The organism is Mucilaginibacter aureus (assembly GCF_053514885.1).
The window spans coordinates 2,856,419-2,873,653 of record NZ_CP170601.1; the positions used below are offsets into that span (position 1 = coordinate 2,856,419).

Here is a 17,235-nt window from a genome sequence, read left to right on the forward strand (position 1 = left end):
AAATTCTCTTTGCTCCATAGGAGCATCCTGTTTATAGAAATCAAGCCGGAGATATTTGGCTCTGTAGGTGCCTCCTATAGTCATGATGCTATTCGCTTTCATCTTATCGGATCATGCACGGTAACCAATTTCGTTCCGTCCGGAAAGGTAGCCTCGATCTGTATCTCGTGGATCATTTCGGCAATGCCCTCCATCACATCGTTGCGGGTTAAAATGGTGGCGCCGTACTGCATTAGTTCGGCTACCGACTTCCCATCGCGTGCCGCTTCCTGCAGGTGACTGCTGATCAACGCTATCGCTTCGGGATAATTCAATTTTAATCCGCGTGCCCTGCGCTTCTCAGCCAGTTCGCCGGCCAAAAACAACAATAACTTTTCCGATTCTCGTGGTGTTAAATGCATCTTCTAAATAAAATCTCAATATAATAAAAAACAACGAAAATTGCCTACAGAGCGGCGTTTTTTACCTTGATGATCTGCGCGGCGATACTCACCGCGATCTCTTCGGGTGTCTGGCTTTTGATCTGGATGCCGATAGGCGAGTGGATCTTTTTTAGCCGTTGTTGATCGATACCCTCAGCCGTATAATCGGTAAACATTTTTTTGATCTTCTTTTTGCTGCCTAATACGCCTAAGTATTTAAGATCCTTGTCCATAAGCGCCCGCAAGGCGACGTCATCTGTCCGGTACCCCCAGGTCATTAAAACAACGTAATTATTGTCCCCCGACTCGATCAATTCCCCCAATTCGTTATAATCACCTACCAAAGTTTTTTCGTTGGCGTATTCGTTTTGTTGCAACGTATTCAGCTCGGGGCGGTTCTCGTAAACGTGCACGTAAAAGCCTAAACTGTTCATCATCCGCGAAAGTGCCAAAGCGCAATGCCCGCCACCGATGATAAACAAGTGGTTGACGTAACCGGTAATCTCCTGGTATAGCCAGTCGGCCTGGCTGGACATGTTAAACAGGTCGTGTCTGCCGTCAATCTCATTATCAAACTGTAAGCCTTTCGGCGATAGCGTAAGTAAGCCATTCTTATTTTGCTGCAAGCTATCTATCACGTGGTCGATATCAAAAGCATCTTCAGGCTTAACCTGGTACAATAAAATGGTTTGCTCGCCTGAGCAGATCATGCCGCTTTGATTTTTAGCCGCGGTTTTATCATGTATTTGCTGTTTTACTGCAAGCACAGGTTCGTTTTGGATGAGCTTTTCTTTGGCCATCTCCACAAACTTATGCTCCATAATGCCGCCGCCGATAGAGCCTTCCATTTTGCCATCACGGTCCACGGCCATCATAAAGCCCCGGCGGCCCGGGCTGCTGCCCTTGCTTTCCAATACGTACAGCAACATCACGGGTATGCTGTGCTGTAAACTATCGGCTATTAACTTCCAGGCTGCTTGTTGTTTCATCGTTTTTTTCCTGGTCGGGTGGTAAGGGCTTGCTGTATAGCGCCATCAAAGTTTTTTCGGGCGTCATGGGCGCTTCAAACGGCATATGTGCTGATGGGTTGAACGCCTTAATAGCATCGCGTAAAGCAAAATAAGTACCTATACCATACATCAATGGCGGTTCGCCAACAGCTTTTGATCGGAAGATAGCCAGGTTATCTTTATCCGTATCCAAAAAATCGATATCCAAAACTTTGGGTACCGAGTAAATATCAGGAACTTTATAAGTTGATAAGGCGTTCGATTTCAACCTGCCTTCTTTATCATAGATCAATTCTTCCATGGTCATCCAGCCGATGCCCTGCACAATACCGCCCTCAATTTGCCCGCGGTCGATCAACGGGTTCATGCTGTGTCCAAAATCGTGAACCACTTTAACGGCGTCTATCTCATATGTCCCTCGCAGGCAATCGACAGTTACCTGTGTAATAGCCGTGCCGTAAACGTGATAGGCAAAAGGATGCCCTTTTTCTTTCAATTTATCATAATGGATCTCGGGCGTAGCATAATGTGCGTGCTCGGATAAACTCACCCGTTTCAAAAATGCCGACATCACCAGTTTTTTCCAATCCATGCCACTGGGTTCACCGTTCACTAATACTTGCTCATCTTTTAAAGTTATACTGGCTTCGTCAACGTGCATTTCTTCGGCTGCGTTGTTGATCAGGCGTTCGGCAATGGCTTTGCAGGCCATGTAGGTTGCCTTGCCGTTCAGATCGGCTGTTGCGCTTGCTGCGGATGGCGAAGAATTAGCGATGCGGCTGGTGCTGGTACTTTGCAGTTTCACCAACTCCGGCCTGATGCCGAATACATAGGCCGCCACTTGCAGCATTTTGGTATTAACACCCTGCCCCATTTCGATAGCGCCGGTGCTTACGCTCACGCTGCCATCGGTATATACATGTACCAAAGCACGACCCTGGTTCATCATGGTATTGGTGAACGAGATACCGAAGCATATCGGCATAAAGGCGATGCCCTTTTTGTATAGCTTATTGGTTTTGTTAAACCAGTTGGTCTCTTTAATAACACTCTCGATGTTGTAAATATCCATCGCCTTATCCCAGCAATGGGCGGCCTCGCTTACGGCTAACTGACCGTAGGGGAACTCGTCGCCGGTTTTATTAAGATTTGTTTTTTGGATAACCGACGGGTTGACGCCTAACTCGTGCGCGGCTTTGGCTATTGCCGATTCGATAACAAACATGCCCTGTGGCCCACCAAAACCACGGAAAGCCGTGTTAGGCGGCAAATGCGTGCGGCAACTGTATGCCACGGCTTTTACATTAGGGATAAAATAGCTGTTGGTACAATGGAACAAAGTGCGCTCGAGCACCGCCGGCGAAAGATCGGCGGCAGCACCGGCATTCTGGTAAAACTCAACCTCGTAAGCCAGTATCTTGTAATTTTTATCTAAACCTATTTTAAAGTCCGACGAATAGGGGTGGCGTTTACCGGTCATCCGCATATCTTCCATCCGGTCGAGCGAATATTTAACCGGCTTTTTTAGCGTATGTGCAGCCAAGGCGCATAAAGCTGCCCAGGCATTTGCCTGATCTTCTTTCCCGCCAAAACCACCACCCAAACGAATCACATCAACTTCCAGCTGATGCATTTGCACACCAATTACTTTGCATGATGCCTGTTGCGTAGCACGCGGACTTTGGGTAGACGAATATACTTTTATCGCATTATTCTCCTGTGGGATGGCATAGGCGCCCTGTGTTTCAATATACAAATGTTCCTGCCCGTTAGTATCGGCAACACCTTCAAAAATATATTCGCATTGCTGCCACGTAGCCTGGGTATCGCCTAATACATGTGTGCGCGGCGGTACAATCAGTTGTCCCAGTTTATGTGCTTCGCGCGGATCAGTAATCACCGGCAACGGCTCAATTTCTATTTTTATCTTTTTAACGGCATGGCGCGCGGCTTCATCGGTTTCGGCAACCACAAATGCCACGGGCATTCCGCAAAAGTCCACGTGATGCTCGGCCAGTAAAGGTTCATCGGGTATAATGCCTCCGATCTGGTTCTCGCCCGTAATATCGTGATACGTAAAAATGCGTACCACGCCTTCAACTTTTTCGGCTTCACTAAGGTCGATGTCTTTAATAATGCCGTGCGCCACCGGCGAGCCAAAGGCACAGCCAAACAAAGTACCCTGTATCAATGGAATATCGTCCAGGTAAACAGATTCGCCGCGCGTATGGGTTTTTGCATCTATGTTCTTCATACCACACTAATTAATTGTTCAACCTGCAGGTTGGGGAACAGCTTAATAAAATGCGCCTTGATCAATTGCGATAGCAACAGGCGTTTATATGCTTCGGTACCACGCGCATCACTAATGGGCGATATTTCGGTTTGTGCAATATGCGCAGCTTTAATAACCAGCTTTTCGCTGATTACCTTCCCTTTTAAAAACTCGGATGTGAGCTTTAAATAAGCAGGTGTTGGCCCAACACCGCCGGCGGATATCGACGCTTCGGAAATAATGCCGTCAACCACGATCAAACTAATGGCGGTATTTACGCTGGCTATATCCAGATGGGTGCGCTTGCTTACTTTCTCAAAATTGAACAGGGTGTTACTGTCCGGTAAACGGAAATGGAACTTGCTGATATATTCGTGCGGCAACTTATCCAGTTGCTTGTAGCCTTTGTAAAATTGCCTTAACGGGATATTGCGTGTTGTTTTGCCATCTGTCAACTCAATTGTCGCGTTAAGCGCTAAAAAGAAAATGGAGAAATCGCCGATAGGTGAGGCGTTCACAAAGTTCCCCGCAAAGGTGGCAATATTGCGGATAGGTGTTGATGATACCAGTTTGGCAAATCTTTCAACTTCAGGGAAATGCTCTTTAATGACAGGCGAATTAGCAAATTCTGTAACGGTAGCTGCGCCGCCAATGGTGCAAACATGATCTTGCCGGGTAATACCTTTTAGTTCGGGCCTGGTGATTACAAAATCAATATCGGCGTATACCATAGCCTCGTGCTGCTGCACATACAGGTCGGTACCGCCGCCAACAAAACGTTTCGGAGTATCTGCTTCTGCTTTGCCATTGGGCTGGGTAGCCAGTAGTTTAAGTTTCGCTTCAATATCGTTAAAGTATCCTGGCAGTATTCCCCTTTCGGTGACGAAAGCCGTAGCGGCATCCGGTTTTTTATTCTCCAGTATACCGGTCAGCTTTTCCAAAGCCCGTTCGATAGACTTATATCCCGTACAGCGGCAAATATTGCCGTCGACCGATGCGACGGCATTTTTATAGGTAGGTTCTTTATCGCTTAAGCAAAAACCGGCCATGCTTACAATAAAACCCGGCGTACAAAAACCGCATTGCGTGCCATTCTCATCGCACATCATTTGCTGGATAGGGTTGAGGCCCTCCATGTTCAGTCCCTCAATGGTTACAATATGTTTGTTGTTGATGTTACCCAAAGGCGTAAGGCAGGAGGTAGCCGAATGGTATTTAACCTGACCATCTTTTAACTCGCCGATGAGCACGGTACAGGCACCGCAATCGCCCTCACGGCAGCCGATCTTGGTGCCTTTGAGGTTCTGCTGATAACGCACAAAGTCGAGCAGCAACATGCCGGGGGGCATGCTGGTACTAACGGGCTTGTTATTTAAAATAAAGCTGATCAAACGTATAGTATATAAACCTATTTAAATTTAGTGATAATTACAGATAAGCAAAACATATTGCCTAAATCAAATTTAAAAAATTTAAGTGAATATATTATAAAATTTGCAGTTTTTATCCTGTATTTTGTATTTTTTGCAGAATATCAACTCCCCATTGCATATAATACCATATTTACGCCAAATTTGGTATTGTCTTCAGCTAAAAATCGCTTATTGCGAAAATCATAGTCCCATTCGCAGCCGTAATCTTTGTTACTGTACAATACTGCAATGCGGCCGTTAATCATAATGGCTTTCAGATAATCATGCACCAGGTCGTCGCCCCAGCCGTTTAGCTCGAACGAAGTTGTTGGCGGTCCTTTCTCGAAGGTGAAGAATGAGCGGTATATTTCGTGATTGTTGGGTATCTTCCGTAAAGCGTCGGGGCCAAAAAGCGAGGCCATTTGCGCTTCGAACGATTTGGCAAACAAGCCGTCAATGTCATGGTTGCAGTCATCGGCGAAAACAAAGCCGCCGTTCTGTACGTACTTTTTAAAGTTAGCACGTTCCTGCGCATCGAACTGCACCAGTTTGTGCCCGCTGATATAGCTGAATGGTGACAAAAAAACGTCGTTACCTCCAAGTTGTACAACCTTTTCTTTAGGATCGATGGGGATAGTGGTATACTCCAACAGCGAGTTGAGGATATTGGTCGGCATCCGCTGGTCGGTGTCCCAATCGCCCGAATGATAGCTAAAGCGTGTGAACGTAAATTTTGAGCTGAATGCCATTGTGAGTATAAACAGTAAAATTAGTACAAAATTTTAAGCGAAACTCACTTTTTTGCATCCACTTTGTAAATATTTGGATACTTTAATTAAAATATTAATAAATTATTGCCTGTTAACTTAAAGAGGGATATATTGTGTTTCGATTTTTAAACAATACAAAATTTAATAAAACAGGGTTTTGGAATTAACAGAAAACAACATTAAAGCGCTGCTTGCAAAACTGCCACAGTTAAAAGCCGAGGTACAAAAAGTAATTGTTGGTCAGGATGCTATTTTAGACGAGTTATTGGTTGCCTTTTTGGCTGGTGGGCACTGCCTGCTGGAAGGTGTGCCTGGTTTGGCTAAAACGCTTATTGTAAAAACTATGTCGCAGGCTTTACATTTAAGTTTCAGGCGCATACAGTTTACCCCCGATTTGATGCCGACGGATATTGTGGGTACCGAAATTTTAGAGGAAGACCATACGACCGGCAAACGCTTTTTTAAATTTAACAAAGGGCCGCTGTTTGCCAATATTGTACTGGCTGATGAGATAAACCGTACGCCGCCAAAAACCCAGGCAGCGTTGCTGGAGGCGATGCAAGAGTTTGAGGTAACTTATGGCGGGCAAACTTACCCTTTAGATAAACCGTTTTTTATCCTGGCCACCCAAAATCCTATTGAACAGGCGGGTACTTATCCGTTACCCGAAGCACAGCTTGATCGTTTTTTGCTGCTGATCAAAATTGGATACCCAACCGAACAGGAAGAATTTGAGGTGCTGAACCGCACCACCGGATCGCGCAAAGCGGATGTAAACGCTGTATTGACCGCCGAGGAGATACAACAGGCACAGGCGCTGGTAAGGCAGGTTACCATTAGCGAAGATCTGGTTAGGTACGTAAGCCAGCTGATACGTGCCACACGACCAGATACCACGACCGTACCTTTTGTAAAAGAGTGGGTGCGCTGGGGCTCAGGCCCGCGCGCGGGGCAGGCGCTGATATTGACTGCCAAGGCCCGTGCTTTACTTAAAGGCCGTTACGCTGTTGTAATGGATGACTTGCATGCTATGGCTTACCCGGTTTTACGCCACCGTATACTGATGAACTTTAAAGCCGAAGCCGAGGATATTTCATCAGATAAGGTAACTGAAGAATTGATCAAAGCAATTGTACGCCCTGAAGGTAAATTGTAATATAGTATTGAGATATGCGTATTGCGTATTGAGATAAGAAATAAATCCGAAATCGAAATTCCGACATCCGAAATCAAAAAATGCTTGATCCGAAAGTATTAATGACCATTAAAGATTTGCCCTTACTGGCAAAAACCGTTGTCGACGGATTTTTAAATGGCTTTAATAAAAGTACCATCAAGGGCCCCGGGCTGGAGTTTAGCCAGTACCGGAGTTACCAGCCGGGCGACGATTTGCGCTGGTTGGACTGGCGGATGTATGCACGGTCGGACAGGTATTATATCCGCGAATCGGAGGTGGAAACAAGCATCTCTGTAAGGATATTAGTAGATGCCAGCGCATCAATGAACCACCACGATGGCGTTTTGAAAAAGATAGATTACGCGCGCTTTATGGCGGCATCGTTGGCTTACCTGGCTAACTTGCAAGGCGATGCCATGGGTTTGTATGTTTTACAGGATGGTGCGCTCAATACACTTGCATCAAAGCCCGGCCCGCAGCATTTAAACCGTTTGTATTACCAGTTAGAAAAAATACAACCGGCCGGACAGTTTACGCAACCTGCACATTATAAAGAGTTGTTTTTAGGCGCGGCTAAAAAAGAACTGCTGATCTTTATTACCGATATGTACCAGTCAGAAGATGAGATCACCAAGCTGATGGATTCGCTGGCGGCGCTAAGGCACGAGATCATCGTGTTCCATTTAATGGGGCAAAACGAGCTCGACTTTGATTTTAAAGGGTATTCATCTTTGCAAGACCTGGAAACGGGCGAAACCATACAGGTAAACACGCAGACAAAAAATGAATACCAGGCCCGGTTGGATGCACATTTAACTAACCTGCGTATGCAGCTGTTAGGCAAAAACATTGTTTACCGCATGGTAAGCACCGCTCAGCCATTGGACCAGGCACTAAGGGATTTTTTAGTGCAACGGAATAAGGGAGTTTAGTCCGGAGCCGTGAGTCTTTATTCCTGAGTAAAAAATATACCAATAACATAGTAACTTAATAACCCAATAATAACTGACCGTTCGCTAATGTTAAACCTGTTAAACCCCATATGGTTGTCTGCAATTGCCGCGTTAAGCATAGCGGTAATTATCCATTTATGGAACGTCAGGCCGGGTAAGGTATTAAAAGTGGGCAGCATTGCTTTAATGGATGCTGCATCGCGCAACAGCAGCCGTAGCTTTAAATTGCTGGATATTGTTTTGTTGCTGGTGCGCTGCCTGTTGTTATGCCTGCTGGCTGTGTTACTCGCCGGGCCCTCATGGATCAGGCCTGCAAAAAATACACGGGCGAAAGGATGGATATTGATCCCCGCGATGGAGGCGCATGAAATCTTTCGTCATTTTAATCCTGTGTTGAATGCGCTGCTCAAACAAGGGTACGAACCCCATTGGTTTGCAGGCAAATTTGACAAGATCGACACCGTGTTATTAGCTGCTTATAAAAATACGGCTGCGCCGCCCCCGAGAATTTACATCCGGGAAAACGAAGTTGTTAACTATTGGCCACTGCTTAAAGAGTTAAATCAAGTAGCGCCCGACTCATTGCCGGTTTATTTATTTACTTCGAACAGGCTTGAACATTTTGCCGGTAAAAGGCCCGATGTTAACCTTAACCTGCACTGGCAAACCTATACTCCCGGTGATTCTATAAATAACTGGATAGAAAAAGCGGCATTGACCTCGCAAGGCGATCGTATTAAAATAACAGCGGGCAATAGTGGCCCAACAGGAACGACGTTCATTTATAATGCTGTTCAATCAACAGAGCAGCGTAACTCTGTTTACCAGGTCAATTTTAACAACGGGCAACCGGCAGTTAATTTCAAAAATGATCCATCTGCGAAAGCTATTGCAGTTGATACGGCTGCTTTGCGTATTGCTATATATAGCGATAAAAACAGTGGCGATGCCCGGTATTTAGAAGCCGCGCTTAATTCCATTAAGCAATTTACTGACCGTAAAATGGAGATCAGGTTAAGTGATCATGACAAGTCAATTCCGGGTACACCCGATTGGATATTTTGGTTAAGCGAACGGAAAATACCCGAGGCTTACATCACAGGCAAATCGAACGTATTTGAATATGAAACCGGGAAAGCTGAGAACATACGATCAGAAATTAATTTCCCCGGCGAAGTAAAAGTACCCTTATATAAACACATTGCAGGGGCGCCCAATACGATTACACCGCTTTGGCGGGATGGTTTTGGCAGTGTTGTGCTGGGTGAGGAGGAAGGGACCCGAACCTCTGTGTATCATTTTTATAGCCGACTGAACCCCGGCTGGAACGATCTGGTGTGGAGCGATAAGTTCCCGAAGGTTATGCTTGATCTGATCATGAACCAATCGGTGGAATCTTTTTCAAAATCAGTGAAATTCACCAACGACAGGCGTATTATAGCCGATGCACAGTTGTTACCCGATATGACCGGTTCAGACGAACATCACATCCAGACTAAGCCAAACGATGTTACTGACTTAAGTAAGGCCGTATGGCTGGTACTGGCATTAATTTTTCTGATCGAGCGCTGGCTCGCCCATAAAACTAAACCCGTTGAAAATTATGGCTGAGCAAAACGGGATACAGGTTTTACAACGCTGGCAACGACAGTGGGTGAGCTACCAATTGATAGCCGATGTGTTGATCGCGGCCGCCTGCGATATGGTAGCAGCCAGTGTACTGCATTATCTGTTTTTATTAACGTGGGCATGGGCTGCACCGGTATTTGTAGTGGTGCTTGGCCTGCTTTTATTGCTGCACCGCCCATGGCAAATTACCGCGGCTGATGTATCGCGGTATTTAAACAGGATCTACCCTGAACTGGAGGAAAGCTGTGAACTGGTAATTGCGCCCCAAACCTCGCTTAATGTGCTGCAAAACCTGCAATTGGGTAAGGTTGAAAGAATATTATATCATCTGCCGCAACCGCCACAATTTACCCGGCGTGTAAAAATGGCCGGCCTGGTATTTTTAGTGGGCCTGGTATTAAGTTTTGCTTTCGCTAAGATCAAGTGGCCCGCGCATTTGGCTGCAGGTAGTTCAGGAGCGTCGGCAACAGCAGAAAAACATTTGCTGCCAGAGAAGCTATTACCTGCTATTGAAGCGTTCACGGTGAAAATTGAGCCACCTGCTTATACCAGTAAACCACCAAGAGAACAAAGCAGGTTTGGGCTGGAAGCGGAAGAAGGCGCTACGGTGGTTTGGCTGATCAATACCAATACCGAAGTTAAAACGGTTGAGCTTTTATTTAACGAGAAGCAAAAACTGGTTCTGCACCCGGTAAACGGCGATAAAACCAAATGGAGCGCAGGTAAGCAAATTGATGCAAGCGGATTTTATCAGGTAAATATTGAGGGCATATTATCTGATTACTATAATATAGAGATCATTAAAGACGCACCACCGGTAATCACTATTAAAACGCCAAAGCAGTACACTTATATCGATGCTGGCGAATCGCCAAAAGTGCCCTTAAGCGTTGCGGTTAGTGATGATTACGGGGTTGCCGATGCCTTTATTTATGCTACCATTGCCAAAGGCAGCGGCGAAGCGGTAAAGTTTAAGGAACAAAAAATGCTTTTTAACACTTCGTTTGCGGGGCATAACCGGCAATATCCATTAGGCACGCTGCTTAACCTGCCAAAACTTGGTATGGAACCCGGCGACGAGTTGTATTTTTATATACAGGCGCAGGATAACCATAGTCAGCAAACGCGTACTGATGTTTACATAGTTTCGATACAGGATACTGCTCAGTTGCTCAGCATGAACGGCATGACCATGGGTGTGAGTCTGATTCCGGAATATTTTCGAAGCGAACGGCAAATTATTATGGATTCGGAGAAGCTGTTGAAGGATAAGGACAGCATTAGTGTGCAGGCATTTAAGGATCGGAGTAATAATATTGGCATCGATCAAAAGCTGCTTCGCCTGCGCTACGGTAAGTTTTTAGGCGAGGAAGAGGAAAGCAGCGAAGGAGCGGGTGCCGGTAAAAGTCCGCTGGATAACCCAGAGGATTTTAGCAATGCGCAAAAGATACTGGACACCTACACCGATAAGCACGATAATGCGGAAGATGCCAGTTTCCTGGAAAAGAGTGTAAAGGAACAATTAAAAGCTACCCTGAACGAAATGTGGCGCGCCGAACTACAGCTGCGCACATTTAACCCGCAGGCGGCTATTCCGTTTGAGTATAAGGCATTGCGCCTGCTGAAAGATCTGCAGCAAAAATCGAGGGCGTATGTGCCTAAAACTGCCTATAAACCACCACCGCTAAAACTGATTGAAAAACGTTTAAGCGGCGACCTGTCGAAAATAGGCCAGCCGTTGATCCACGAAGATGTAAAGGCCGACGCCGATGCTTTTGAAACGTTGAAGAAAGCCGCGGCAATTTTGGAGCAGGTAAAACAAAGCCGTAAAGTGCAGGCAACTGATGTGCATACTTTGCAGCAGGCCGGTCAGCAAATCAGTGCTAAAGCCACCGTTCAGCCGGGTTCGTACTTGCCTGCGGTAAGTGCTATGCATCATATACTGTCTGCACAAGTAAATGTTAACCAGGCAGATATCGCTATTGTGCAGCAGGCTATCCAAAAAATATTACCCATTGCGGTTAAACTACCGCAACCTGCACAAACCGGCGCCGATATGGGGCTTGGGCAGGACTATTTTAAAAACCTAAACCGCAACAACAAATAATGGCCTGGAACACGATCGTAATTGTTGTTTGTTTAGTGCTCGCGGTTTTGGCTGTGTGGCAGGAGCTCAGGCGTGAAAACCGCCTTCGGTTGGCGTGGCGAATCCTTGCCGTTGTTGTAGCGATAGCGTCTTTGGCTTGTATTGCTTTACCAATTAGTTATTCGGCTAAAACCAGCATCGGGGAGAAGGGGGCGCTTTTATTAACGCCCGGTTTTACTGCGGATAGTTTATCAAAATATCCCCGTACTCAACTCTTTACAACCGATAATGCGATCAAAAAAGCTAATCCGGGGTTAAACATTACTTTGGTTAGTGATCTGAACGATTTTGCAAAGAAAAGATACCCCGTTGCTGCCCTCGATATATTAGGCTATGGTTTGGATGAGGGCGAGTTGGACAAACTGCAAGGATTTCCGGTTCGGTATGGAAGGGTTGCTGTTCCTTCGGGGGTAGTTGCAATAAACTGGGATAAGCATCTCAAAGCCGGGGAACGGTTAACTCTGCAGGGCGAGTTTGGTAATACATCGGATGAAAAAATACGGCTGGTATTAAGAGGATCAAACACAGGTTTGGATTCTGTAGAAATCCCCGCAAGGGATACAAAAACTTTTACCCTGGGTTGCACGCCTAAAAGCATTGGCCGTACCAGTTATGATCTGCTGGCTGTTGCCGGAAAGGACACTATTGAAAAAGAAACTATACCGTTTGAAACAGAACCTGCAAAACCGCTTAAAGTATTGATGCTGGCATCGGCTCCCGATTTTGAAAACAGGTTTTTAAAGGACTGGCTATCAAAAAATGGTTATGGGTTAACCATTCGTACTAATATCAGCAAAGCAAAATTTAGTCGCGAATATTTCAATATGCCGCAAACGCCGGTCGAAAACATTACCGGAGAACTGCTTTCCAAGTTTGATGTGGTGATCGGCGACCTGTCGGCTTTTAAAACGCTGAGTGCCGCAGAGACAGGTGTGCTAAAAGAGCAGCTATCGGCTAAAGGATTAGGCGTTATTGTAAAGGCAGATAGCTCCAAAGGAAATTCGTTTTTATCAGGCGCGTTCCCGGCTGAGCGGTTAAATATTTTAGATCAGCGCAATGTGCCTTTATTTATCAACGGCAAAGGTGCACCTTCGGCTAAACTAAGCCTGGATGCAGTGGCCATACAAAACCAGGGCAATACACAACCATTGGTAAACGATGGGCAAAACCATATACTTACCAGCAGCAGTATTTATGGCAGCGGAAAAATTGTATATACGCTGCTAAGCAATACCTATACCTGGGCCCTGGCGGGAAGCAACAGTGATTATACATCATTGTGGTCGGCATTGATCGGCAAAGCAGCACGAAAAACGCCTGTCACTCAAATGTGGAGCGTATGGCCCGGGTTTCCAAAAGTAAATGCGCCCGTACATGTTGGTTTGGAGGGCCCGGTTAACCTTCCTGTCAAAGTATCTGTTCAAAACAGTTTACTGGCTTTTGCGCAAAATGCCGGTGTTCCATTTAAATGGGATGCAACGTACTGGCCAAAAGCCGGAGGCTGGCAGCAGATATCACAAAATAATGTACCCGCATATTGGTGGTACGTTTATCAATCAGGTGACTGGAGCTCCTTATTGGCCAGACAAAAAATGAAAGCGACGGAAAAATATGTCGCGAAAAGCAGCGTAAACCCTACACCATCAATAATAACTGAGAGCGAGGTAAAAGTACCCGTATCCAAACTTTATTTTTACCTGCTGTTGTTGCTGGCTTGTGTTTATTTATGGATTGAGCGAAAGTTATAGGCTATAACCGAATTAAATCGAAATAAAAGAAGCAAAAAGCGCTTTTTTAACAAATTTGTTACTGATGTTATTTCTATAAATTATTAAATTGAGCTTTTAAAAAAATACAAACGTTAACTGGAGGAAAAAACTTGAAAAGAAGAGATTTTATTTACTTATCCGGGATAGGAGCCGGAGCGTTGATGCTGCCGGGTTTACCTTCGTTTGGTAAGTCCATCGATCAGTCGGAAGCGCTGAACTACGTCGATGTAAAGTTCAAAAAAGAACTGGCCGATGCCGCGCTGAACAGCGCCAAAGCCAAGGGTGCGAGTTACGCCGATGTGCGCATTGGCCGTTACTTTAACCAGGCTATTATTACCCGCGAAAACCGCGTGCAAAACGTAGGCAGCGGCGAATCGTACGGTGTGGGCATCAGGGTTATAGCCAATGGCTGCTGGGGTTTTGCCGCTACTAACGATATGACCAAAGACGGCATGGCGCGTACCGCTGCAAAAGCCGTTGCCGTTGCCAAGGCTAATGCCAAAATAGGCGGTAAACCTGTTGAGCTTGCCCCGCAAAAAGGCTATGGCGAAGTAAGCTGGAAAACACCTATCGAAAAAAATGCCTTCGAAGTTCCTATTAAAGAAAAGGTTGACCTGTTGCTCAATGCCAACAGCATCGCTATGGCATCGGGCGCAAGCTTTGTAAGCTCGAACCTGTTTGCCATTAACGAACAAAAATATTTTGCCTCAACCGATGGCTCGTACATCGATCAGGATATACACCGTATTTATCCGTCGTTCAATATCAGCAAGGTTGACCGTGCCGCAGGCAGTTTTGAATCTATCCGCAGTTCAAGTTCGCCGAAAGGTTTGGGGTACGAATATTTAACCCCGTCGGACGCTGAAAAGGTTACGGGTATAGTTACCCGCTACAAAAACCGTTACGATATACTGGAAGACATTAAACAAATGTCGCGCGTAGCTAACGAGAAAGTTGCCGCCAAGAGTGTTCAACCAGGCAAGTACGATCTGGTGCTCGATCCATCGCACCTGTGGCTCACTATCCACGAATCTGTTGGCCACCCTACCGAACTTGACCGTGTGCTGGGTTACGAAGCTAACTTTGCGGGTACCAGCTTTTTAACTTTGGATAAATGGAAATCTAAAAACTTCAAATTTGGCAGCGAACATGTGAATATTGTTGGCGATAAGCTGCAATACGGCTCATTGGGTGCTGTTGGTTATGATGACGAAGGTGTGAAATGCGGTAAGTGGGATATTATTAAAGATGGTGTACTGGTTAATTACCAGGCCATCCGCGACCAGGCGCATATCATCGGTTTAGACCATTCGCAAGGCTGCTGCTATGCCGAAAGCTGGAGCGACGTACAGTTTCAGCGCATGCCAAACGTATCGTTACAACCGGGAAAAACCCCGCTCTCTGTTGACGATATGATCAAAAACGTGGAGAAAGGCGTTTACATTATTGGCGACGGCTCGTTCTCTATCGATCAGCAGCGTTATAACTTCCAGTTTGGCGGCCAGATGTTTTACGAAATTAAAGAAGGCAAAATTGTAGGCATGCTGAACGATGTGGCTTACCAGGCCAATACGCAGGAGTTCTGGAACTCGTGCGCGGCAGTTTGCGATGAAAAAGATTACCGTTTGGGCGGATCATTTAACGATGGTAAAGGTCAGCCTTCGCAATCGAGCGCAGTATCGCACGGTGCCTCAACCGCGTTGTTTAAGGGAGTTAATGTCATTAATACTAAAAGAAAATTAGGATAACACGATGCCTATATTAAGTAAAGAAGAAGCACAGGCTTTATTAAAGAAAGTGCTTAGTTATTCAAAAGCCGAAGAGTGCGAGGCCAGTTTGTTTGGCAGCGACGGGGGCAATATACGTTATGCTTTAAATGCGGTTTCAACCGCCGGCGATATCAGTACAACGGGTTTATCGGTTACATCGGCCTATGGTAAAAAAAGCGCCAGCGCCAATATCGATGAGTTTGACGACGCAGCTTTAGAGCGTGTTGTTCGCCGCTCGGAAGAACTTGCCCAGCTCGCCCCCGAAAACCCGGAGCGCGAGGAAATGCCCGGCCCTGCAACTTTTAAAGAAGCCGTAACCTATAATCCAAAAACTGCCGCCATGACGCCCGATACCCGTGCCGACCTGGTAGCCAAAAGTTTAGACGTTACCAAAAAGGCCGGATTAAATGCCGCAGGCTTTTTAGAGAACAGTACCACCTTTAGCGCCGTAATGAACACCAAAGGCTTTTTTGCCTATAACAAAGGTACTAATGTGATATTTTCGGTAACTACCCGTAATGAAGCAGGTACTGCATCTGGCTATGCGGCACGCGGTTTTACTGATGTGAGCAAACTGGATACCGAATCGGCAACACGCATAGCGGCTATGAAAGCCAATGCATCGTTAGGCGCCAAAGCCATTGAGCCAGGTAAATATACTGTGATACTGGAGCCTGTAGCGGCTACCTACATGATGGAAAACATGTTTCGTTTTGACGCGCGCAGCGCGGAAGAAGGACGCAGCTTTTTGAGTAAAAAGGGTGGAGGCACCCGTTTGGGCGAGCAGTTAATGGATGAAAAGGTAACGATCTATTCCGATCCGTTTGATCCTGATCTGCCGTCGGCAACCTGGGGCCGCGATGGTTTACCGCGCGAAAAAGTGGTATGGATTGATAAAGGCAAGGTAAACACCTTAAGCTATTCAAAATACTGGGCCAAAAAGAAAGGCGTTGCACCGCAGCCTGGGCCAGGTAATATTATTATGATGGGCGGCAACAGCACTCTTGAAGAAATGATCAAAAGCACCGAAAAAGGTATCCTGGTATCGCGCTTGTGGTACATCCGTATGGTTGACCCGCAAGTACTGATGCTGACCGGCTTAACCCGCGACGGTACTTTTTATATCGAGAACGGCGAGATCAAGTTCCCGCTTAAAAACTTCAGGTTTAATGAGAGCCCGGTTATTATGCTGAACAACCTGGAAGCTTTGGGTAAACCCGAACGCAGTATCAGTGTGGAATCGTATCAAAGCTATATGATACCACCGATGAAGATCAGGGACTTTACGTTTTCGTCGTTATCGGATGCGGTGTAGTTATTGATTGATTTTTGGATGATCGAGTGATTGAATGTTGCTTGATCGAATAATTTAAAGCCATCCGGAAAACGGGTGGCTTTTTTGGTTTGGATTTGTGGGTGCAATTACCAACAATGGCGGAGTGGCGTTCTGCAAGGCAAAAATGCTCTTGCATCTATGCCTAAAAATATGTATATTTAAGGTTAACGAAAGCTTAAAGCGCGAGGACTAAAGCTAAAAAGTGGTTAAAATTTCTTACAATTTCCCCCCTGCTTTTTACAATTTGTCATCGCGAGCGATAGCGTGGCAATCCCTGAGAAAGGTCGGCGACATGTCCTTTGGGATTATTCACTTGTGTTTGTTTTCTTATCGGTATGAATGAACTCGCTAACGCTCGGTTGTCCGCGTCGTCGCTGCTTTCAGCGCGCTCCTCCTCGCAATGACAGGATGAAAAGGCACGGTGCTAAATGATTGCAAATTTGGTAATTGGACACTAATATGAGTGTTGAAAATACCGACAATTTCCCCCCTGTTTCGATTTTTCATTGCGAAGTTGGTAATCATTTCAAACCAGGTTTAAAACAATTGACTTCCGGACAATATACT

Annotated in this window: 12 protein-coding genes; 7 read left to right on the plus strand and 5 right to left on the minus strand. The window is 45.8% G+C overall.

Annotated elements, in window-relative coordinates; genetic code table 11:
* Window positions 1-98 precede the first annotated feature (98 nt).
* The 5 genes from ureA to ACFGVR_RS12295 form a co-directional block, all read right to left on the minus strand.
* Window positions 99-401 carry an urease subunit gamma gene (gene ureA, locus ACFGVR_RS12275; RefSeq protein WP_448697413.1) on the minus strand — a complete coding sequence of 101 codons (303 nt, stop codon included), beginning with the start codon at window positions 399-401 and terminating at the stop codon, window positions 99-101.
* Window positions 402-445: 44 nt separating this feature from the next.
* On the minus strand, window positions 446-1,411 hold the full coding sequence (locus ACFGVR_RS12280; protein ID WP_448697415.1) for an XdhC family protein: 966 nt from the start codon (window positions 1,409-1,411) through the stop codon (window positions 446-448).
* A complete protein-coding gene (locus ACFGVR_RS12285; protein WP_448697417.1) occupies window positions 1,374-3,686 on the minus strand; it encodes a xanthine dehydrogenase molybdopterin binding subunit in 2,313 nt (770 codons plus the stop codon). Before ACFGVR_RS12285 ends, ACFGVR_RS12280 begins: the two co-directional genes overlap by 38 nt.
* Window positions 3,683-5,098 (minus strand): FAD binding domain-containing protein, encoded by a 1,416-nt coding sequence (locus ACFGVR_RS12290; protein WP_448697419.1) that lies wholly within the window; start codon window positions 5,096-5,098, stop codon window positions 3,683-3,685. The genes ACFGVR_RS12285 and ACFGVR_RS12290 overlap by 4 nt, the downstream gene beginning before the upstream one ends.
* Window positions 5,099-5,241: 143 nt before the next feature.
* Window positions 5,242-5,868: a DUF4159 domain-containing protein gene (locus ACFGVR_RS12295; RefSeq protein ID WP_448697421.1), complete on the minus strand. Its 627-nt coding sequence runs from the start codon at window positions 5,866-5,868 to the stop codon at window positions 5,242-5,244.
* 178 nt (window positions 5,869-6,046) lie between these two features.
* Between ACFGVR_RS12295 and ACFGVR_RS12300 the strand changes: the two genes are divergently transcribed.
* From ACFGVR_RS12300 to ACFGVR_RS12330, 7 genes are all read left to right on the plus strand, one after another.
* On the plus strand, window positions 6,047-7,045 hold the full coding sequence (locus ACFGVR_RS12300; protein WP_448697422.1) for an AAA family ATPase: 999 nt from the start codon (window positions 6,047-6,049) through the stop codon (window positions 7,043-7,045).
* 80 nt (window positions 7,046-7,125) lie between these two features.
* On the plus strand, window positions 7,126-7,998 hold the full coding sequence (locus tag ACFGVR_RS12305; RefSeq protein WP_448697424.1) for a DUF58 domain-containing protein: 873 nt from the start codon (window positions 7,126-7,128) through the stop codon (window positions 7,996-7,998).
* Window positions 7,999-8,085: 87 nt separating this feature from the next.
* Complete coding sequence (locus tag ACFGVR_RS12310; RefSeq protein ID WP_448697426.1) at window positions 8,086-9,630, plus strand: BatA domain-containing protein; 1,545 nt, start codon at window positions 8,086-8,088, stop codon at window positions 9,628-9,630.
* Entirely contained in the window at window positions 9,623-11,755 is a 2,133-nt protein-coding gene (locus ACFGVR_RS12315) for a DUF4175 family protein (protein ID WP_448697427.1), read from the plus strand. The genes ACFGVR_RS12310 and ACFGVR_RS12315 overlap by 8 nt, the downstream gene beginning before the upstream one ends.
* Window positions 11,755-13,542 carry a hypothetical protein gene (locus ACFGVR_RS12320; protein WP_448697429.1) on the plus strand — a complete coding sequence of 596 codons (1,788 nt, stop codon included), beginning with the start codon at window positions 11,755-11,757 and terminating at the stop codon, window positions 13,540-13,542. Before ACFGVR_RS12315 ends, ACFGVR_RS12320 begins: the two co-directional genes overlap by 1 nt.
* Before the next feature lie 131 nt (window positions 13,543-13,673).
* Window positions 13,674-15,311: a TldD/PmbA family protein gene (locus ACFGVR_RS12325; RefSeq protein WP_448697431.1), complete on the plus strand. Its 1,638-nt coding sequence runs from the start codon at window positions 13,674-13,676 to the stop codon at window positions 15,309-15,311.
* A gap of 4 nt (window positions 15,312-15,315) precedes the next feature.
* Window positions 15,316-16,647: a TldD/PmbA family protein gene (locus ACFGVR_RS12330; protein ID WP_448697433.1), complete on the plus strand. Its 1,332-nt coding sequence runs from the start codon at window positions 15,316-15,318 to the stop codon at window positions 16,645-16,647.
* Window positions 16,648-17,235 lie beyond the last annotated feature (588 nt).

Bases quoted from the DNA above. Each gene is read 5' to 3' on its own strand.
- ureA (WP_448697413.1), bottom strand. From the start codon at position 401: ATGCATTTAACACCACGAGAATCGGAAAAGTTATTGTTGTTTTTGGCC.
- ACFGVR_RS12280 (WP_448697415.1), bottom strand. From the start codon at position 1,411: ATGAAACAACAAGCAGCCTGGAAGTTAATAGCCGATAGTTTACAGCAC.
- ACFGVR_RS12285 (WP_448697417.1), bottom strand. From the start codon at position 3,686: ATGAAGAACATAGATGCAAAAACCCATACGCGCGGCGAATCTGTTTAC.
- ACFGVR_RS12295 (WP_448697421.1), bottom strand. From the start codon at position 5,868: ATGGCATTCAGCTCAAAATTTACGTTCACACGCTTTAGCTATCATTCG.
- ACFGVR_RS12305 (WP_448697424.1), top strand. From the start codon at position 7,126: ATGCTTGATCCGAAAGTATTAATGACCATTAAAGATTTGCCCTTACTG.
- ACFGVR_RS12310 (WP_448697426.1), top strand. From the start codon at position 8,086: ATGTTAAACCTGTTAAACCCCATATGGTTGTCTGCAATTGCCGCGTTA.
- ACFGVR_RS12315 (WP_448697427.1), top strand. From the start codon at position 9,623: ATGGCTGAGCAAAACGGGATACAGGTTTTACAACGCTGGCAACGACAG.
- ACFGVR_RS12320 (WP_448697429.1), top strand. From the start codon at position 11,755: ATGGCCTGGAACACGATCGTAATTGTTGTTTGTTTAGTGCTCGCGGTT.
- ACFGVR_RS12330 (WP_448697433.1), top strand. From the start codon at position 15,316: ATGCCTATATTAAGTAAAGAAGAAGCACAGGCTTTATTAAAGAAAGTG.